At 60.9% G+C, this 6057-nt stretch carries 4 protein-coding genes and 1 pseudogene; 1 reads left to right on the top strand and 4 read right to left on the bottom strand.

The genetic code is table 11. From position 1 onward, the window contains the following. The 3 genes from tssM to tagH all read right to left on the bottom strand — a co-directional run. Positions 1–1287 (bottom strand): type VI secretion system membrane subunit TssM (gene tssM, locus EN884_RS22040; protein WP_128360735.1); only part of this gene is annotated, 1287 nt, incomplete at its 3' end. Positions 1288–1306: 19 nt separating this feature from the next. Then, positions 1307–2803, bottom strand: a complete 1497-nt coding sequence (tssL, locus tag EN884_RS22045; protein ID WP_013525288.1) for a type VI secretion system protein TssL, long form — start codon at positions 2801–2803, stop codon at positions 1307–1309. A 295-nt stretch (positions 2804–3098) separates the two neighbouring features. After that, on the bottom strand, positions 3099–4139 hold the full coding sequence (gene tagH / locus EN884_RS22050; RefSeq protein WP_063170597.1) for a type VI secretion system-associated FHA domain protein TagH: 1041 nt from the start codon (positions 4137–4139) through the stop codon (positions 3099–3101). Between the two features lie 365 nt (positions 4140–4504). Between tagH and tssI the strand changes: the two are divergent. Further along, positions 4505–5872, top strand: a pseudogene (gene tssI / locus EN884_RS22055) (type VI secretion system tip protein TssI/VgrG); the annotation flags it as partial. Here tssI and EN884_RS39040 read toward each other — a convergent pair. After that, positions 5848–6057 (bottom strand): hypothetical protein (locus EN884_RS39040; protein ID WP_245491965.1); only part of this gene is annotated, 210 nt, incomplete at its 5' end. The pseudogene tssI and the gene EN884_RS39040 sit on opposite strands and share 25 nt — an antisense overlap.

A 6057-nucleotide genomic window follows, 5' to 3' on the forward strand; every position in this document is an offset into this window, starting at 1 on the left:
GACGATCGCCGCACGCCTTGCAGCCGATTTGTCATACGAAACCCAGCCCGATTCGGCAAAAATGACGTCCGTCAGCAGATCATGCAAAAAGAAGCTTTTGCCGGTTCCAGAAAGGTGAGGGCGGGAATTGCCACCGAAATTGCGGCCGATCGCGCCCAGCACCTGATCGATAGGCGTGCCCTCTTGCGTGCCGGACGAAAAATACAATCCACGCAGGCTGACATTCACCTGGCTGCGTCCGGGATTGAACAGAGCGGCGACAAAGCTGGTAACTCGGCCCTTTAGTGCGCCGAACTGTGCCGGAAAACCGAAGATGGAGATGCGCGTGACGGGATCAGTCTCTTCCTGGAGGCGGTCGGCCATCTCGTCGGCCAGTCGTTTTGCCAGCGCATCGAATTCGGCAGGGGCTCCAGCGGCCATGTTCCTGTCGCGCTCCGCGGTCTGGAATGTCGCGCCCCACACCTTGCGCCTTCGTGACTCGTCGAAACCGCCGAAGTAGTCCATGAAACCGGAGACAAGATCGGCCTTGGTGAAAATCAGATAGACTGGAAACTGAACTTTCAGCGTCTCGTGGATTTCCCTCAGCCGGTTGCGTATCTCGGCGACGTGGGTATCTAGCTGCCGGTCGTCGAAGCTCATCAGATCGGCAAGGCTGATGGCCAGGATGACGCCGTTTATCGGTTGCCGGGCGCGGTGCTTCTTGAGCAGTGACAGGAAGGAGAGCCAGCTCTTCTTGTCGCTCTCAGCATTGGAATCCTGCGTCGTGTAGCGACCTGCGGTGTCGATCAACACGGCCTGGTCGGTAAACCACCAGTCGCAGGCACGTGTTCCGCCAATGCCGGCCACCGGTTGGGCGTCTCCTGAACCGGCAAGCGGAAAATTCAGCCCCGAATTGACCAGTGCCGTTGTCTTGCCGGCACCCGGCGGGCCTATGACGACGTACCAGGGGACGTCGTAGAGGAAGTTGCGCTTGCCGCTCGACCCTTTGAGCGCCGCCAAGGCCTCATTCATGCGGGCTTCGAGCAGCCGCCCATCGTCATCATCGCGGTCATCATTGTGCGCAACGACGGTTTCGAGCGCTTTTTGCGCCTTCCTCCCCTGCCAGAAACGCAGCCCGTGAACAAGCGCCAGCGTCGCCACGATTACACCGATGATCGTTGCACGCAGCCAGGCAGGCCCGAGCGGCCGGCTATCGGCAAAGCGGATCAAGGGGCCGGCAAACCATATGGCCGTCGCGAAGCCGATCAGCGCGGTCATGCTGAATATCCGCAGCAGCCAACGCGTCATGGATGCTTCCAGCAGGTCGTCACAATGTCTCCTCCCTGGGGATCATCACATCGACACGGCGGTTCCTGGCGCGGCCTTCCGGCGTCGCGTTTTCGGCGATCGGTTCGTCCTCGCCCTTGCCGTCCACCGTCAGTCGCGAGGGATCGCTGAATTTCGCGGCCATCAGCGCTTCGACGGCTTTGGCCCGGGCCAGCGAAAGGTCGAAGTTGGATTTGAAGGCGCTCGACCGACGCGGTTTGACATTATCCGTGTGGCCGACGATCCGGATCGGTCCAGGCTCGTGCTCAAGAGCCGCGGCGATGTCGGCGGCGATGGGCTGAAATTCCGGCTTCGTCTCGGCCCTGCCGGACTGGAACAGCAGCAGATTGTTGATTTCCACGACGATGAAGTCGCCCTTGGTGCCAATGGCCAGTCCGCCGCCTTCGACGTCCTTGGCCAGCGCCGCACGAATACGATCGATCTGAGCGTTGGCCGCCGGTGGGGCGACTTTGGCTGGCTCGACCAGCGGCGCCACGCTGGCGCGCTCGATAGCGACGGGTATTGATGGGTTGAGTGCCAGCAATTCACCTGCGGCGGCGTCGCCTTCATTGGAGATGAAGACCCGCAATGCGAAGAACGCTGCCGCCAGCAGCGCCGACGCTGACGCGGCAACCACCCAAAGCGGCAGGCGGGCCGAGGACTGCGCCATCGTCTCGGCCAAGCCCTGCCAGCGCGGCGAGATGTCTTCACCCGCACGCGTCCTGAAGTAGCGAAGCGTCTCGTAGACGTCGCGTCGAACGCGCTCGAGATTGTTGTCTTCGCGCCTCACGCCGCGATACTGGCCCTCGAACCCCAGCGACAGACAGACATGCATCAGTTCGAGCAGATCGTAATGTGTCTCGGGATGGGCCAGGATCTTGTTCAGTGCTTCGTAGAAGCCTGTGCCGGAGGACTGGGTATGAAAGAACTGCCACGACATGCTGCGTTGCGACCAGTCGTCTTTCCCAGGCCAAGGCAGGTTGCCGATGAGATCGTCGGCTGTTTCGCACAGAACATAACGCGCAATCCGCGCATCCTCTTCGGCAACGTCCGATTTCTCCACCGTCCGGTCGAATTTTTCGATGGCCTCAGCGACATGTTGCGCCAGTGGCTCCGCCTGTCTTTCGACAGGCATCAGCCTGAGTTGCCCAAACAGCATCAGCAAAGGAGCGGCCGCAGCGAGAATAGTGTTTGCCGCGCAGTATCTGACCACCTCGGCGGCGCCGAGCAGCATGCGCTGCTCGATGGGCGGCTTTGATGCGGCGGCCGAAGAGCTGGTACCTGCTGGGGCACCCAGGGCCGGGCCTTGATAGATGACGGTTCCTGATACCCAGCCCGGTGGCCGCACGACGCCAGGATCGAACACGGTTGAATCCTCGATCCTGGAGGTGTCCGCGATGGATTGCTCCGGAACCGGCGGCGGTTTTTGCGTGCGCCGTGGATTTGCGCGAATGACGGTCTTGCCCGCCGGACCGAAGGGGTCGTCCTTCGAGCTCATCGCCGATCACCCGTGCAGGCGGGATACCCGCGATTGGGCGAGACAGGCGCAAGACGGTTTCTGGTCGGGTAAAGGGACCGCAACCCCGGTCGGCCGCGGCAGTGTCCGCAGAAGGATTGGCCAGAAAATCCTGTCCCGCCGTAGCATGACATTGCCGCAGACCCCCAGGTCAATGAGTCTTACCCGCTTGGCGAACTGTCGTACGCGATTGTAATCTCAGAAATTGTTTATTGGAACCGGATGCCGGGCGTCGGAGGACTTTTCTGACTGGCCTGCCAGGCGTTTCCTGGATCGCCTATTTTTGCTTGTCGGCTTTGGCGTAGGCCTCGCTGAAATACGCCAGGTAGATGTCCAGCATGCCGTTTTCATGTGCCTCCTCCATGGTCCGCCATGTCGCGACATAGGCGTCCCAGGCCTGCCCCTTCTTCGATGTGAACGACGTAGGCGGGAGTTTCCTGCCGATCGCCTCGGGCGACAGGTCGTCAAGCAGTCGGGAGAGCGCAGCTTGCATGGCGGCATAGGTGGCGAATTCGTGCGTCTTCAGATCGCGGAATGCGTCCTCGATACTGCGCCTGGCATCAAGATAGCCGGCCCTGCGACGGGCGAACATGATTTCGAGGATGTCGTCGGTTCCTGGAACGAACTTCAGCGGATTGTTGTCGGCGGCGCTGATCATCGTTCGTTGTGTGCTCTTGGCCAGCATTTTCGCGGCCGCACGTGCTTTCAGCAGCAACGTCAGTTCCTCGACCACCACCCGCAGGACCGCGCCGATTTCGGCGGCAACTTCATGCGGGTCGCGTAATTGAAGCAATTCCGGCGAAATGCCGGCTCCGATCGCGATCTCCCGCAAGACCTCGTCTCTGGTCGAAGGCAGGGGTGGGGAGTGCGGCGGAATGCGCTGCCCGGGCCGTTGCTGCGCGGGATCGAAGAAAGGTGCATCTTTGAATTCCAGCGGTCGGCCTGTCGCGGGCGGCATGTCTCGCTGCTCGGATTTGTAGCTGCGGTAGCCCGCCGTGGCGCGCTCTTCGTCGATCGATACCAAGATGACATAACGGCCGATCAGTATCCGGTCGCCATGGCCAAGCCGGTGTGGCCCGGTCATGCGCTGGCTCGATCCGTTGATGAAAGTCCCATTGCGCGAGATGTCGTGCAGCCAGAACGCGCCCGCCTCGTAGCGAACCTCGCAGTGGCGGCCCGAGATGAACTTGTCGGGATCCGGCAAGGTCCAGTCGCAAGCATCGCGTCCGATGTCGAAGCCGCGATCACGCGCCGCGTAGCAGGTCGAGGTACCAGCGGGCAAGGCGTCGACATTGTTGATTTCCAGACTGATGTGCATCCGAGATCGCCGTCGATCGTTGATCGGTACTCCGCCATTCTAGCAGCTTGCGGGTAAAACAGGACAGAAGCGTTTCAAGCCGATGAACCGGCTGGTTAATGCATGTCGCCCAAAAGTGCCCTCCGTTTGAGAAAACGACATTGCATGAAACAAGACCTGAAGGTGCAGCGCGTGAATCCGACCAACCGCGACACGGTTTAGGTTTCTGTCGCCCCATGTCCTCTTTGGCCAGCAGGAAAACATGTGGTAGGCTCAACATGGCCTGGCGTGGCGGATTTAAGAAGTTCCTGAACGGAATGCTGTTAATATAGCGGGAACTTCAAATCCATCACATTGGCGGCCGCGTCCAGGAGGGGGCTCGACCCATGCCCAATGAACGTGCCACCGTTGTCCGGACACCGGTTGGCTCCGAGCTGTTGACCTTCACGCATCTTGTCGGACGCGATGAGATCAGCCGTTGTTTTGCCTATACGGTCGGATTCGTGAGCACCGACTCCGATATCGATCCGTTGAAGATGCTGGGCGGGCCGCTCTCGATCGAAGCTGAATCTGATCCGAAACGCTGGTTCAGCGGCATCGTCTCCGAGTTCCGGCTCACCCGGCTGGAAGATCGGCTGGCCTACTATGAGGCGGTCATCAGGCCGTGGCTCTGGTTTCTCGGCAACACCACCGATTGCCGTATTTTCCAGAACAAGAGCGTCCTCGACATCGTCAAGGACATCTTCAAGAAATACGGTATCGCGGAATTCGATCTGCGCCTGCAAGGGTCCTATCCCCCGCGCGAATATTGCGTGCAGTACGACGAACCCGATCTGGATTTCGTGCAGCGGCTGCTGGAGCATGAAGGCATCCTGTATTTCTTCGAGCATGATGACGGCAAGCACACGCTTGTCCTGGCCGATGCGATGAGCAAGCTGAAGCCTGCGCCGGGCTACGAGAAAGTGCTCTATAACTTTGAAGGTCAGGGTTCGCGGCGCGATGTCGAATACATCACTGAATGGATACCGGGCAGTTCGGTGCGCCCAGGCGCCTATGCCCACACTGACTATGATTTCACGAAGCCGGGCGCCGATCTCATGGCCAAGTCGGCCCAGCCGTTCAGCCACAAGGAGGCAGCGGGCGAGAACTACCGCCAGCCCGGCGCGCATCTCGAAACGGGCCGGGGAGACAGCCTGGCCGCGATCCGGCGTGAGGAAATCCAGGCCGTCCACCAGCGCATCGCCGCCGTCGGCACCGTGCGCGGCCTCTATTCGGGCTGCACGTTCAAGCTGGATAGCTTTCCGCGCGAGGACCAGAATCAGGAGTATCTGGTGGTCAGCGCCGAATACAGACTGTTTGATCCAGGCTACAGAGCCCATGCTGACGTCAACAGCGAGAATTTCAAGGTGATCCTCGGCCTGGCGCCGACAGCCTTGCCCTATCGTCCGCCGCGGATCACGCCACGGCCGATCATGCGCGGCCCCCAGACGGCGACGGTGGTCGGCCCGTCTGGCGAAGAAATATTCACCGACAAATATGCGCGGGTGAAGGTGCAGTTCCATTGGGACCGTCTGGGCAAGAAGGACCAGAACAGCTCCTGTTTCGTGCGGGTGTCGCAGACCTGGGCCGGCAGCGGCTGGGGCTTCATCCAGATCCCGCGCATCGGCCAGGAGGTGATCGTCGACTTCATCGAAGGCGACCCGGACCTGCCGATCATTACCGGCAGGGTCTACAACGCCTCCCAGATGCCGCCTATGGACACGCTCTGATCGGAAGCAATCGTCCAGCTGTCGCTCGCACCTATGCTGTGGTCCTGCGCTGCCCCAACCGTCACGGACCGTGTCGCGCCGATCGTGTTGGTCTGCGGCCCGCCGACGCTTCTGGTCTCCGATGCTCCGACCGTATCGACACGCGCAGCGCCAACGCTCACCGTCTGCAC

Origin of the sequence: Mesorhizobium sp. M7A.F.Ca.AU.001.01.1.1 (assembly GCF_004022735.1) — a bacterium.
GTDB lineage: Bacteria > Pseudomonadota > Alphaproteobacteria > Rhizobiales > Rhizobiaceae > Mesorhizobium > Mesorhizobium ciceri.

Bases quoted from the DNA above. Each gene is read 5' to 3' on its own strand.
- tssL (WP_013525288.1), bottom strand. From the start codon at position 2,803: ATGAGCTCGAAGGACGACCCCTTCGGTCCGGCGGGCAAGACCGTCATT.
- tagH (WP_063170597.1), bottom strand. From the start codon at position 4,139: ATGCACATCAGTCTGGAAATCAACAATGTCGACGCCTTGCCCGCTGGT.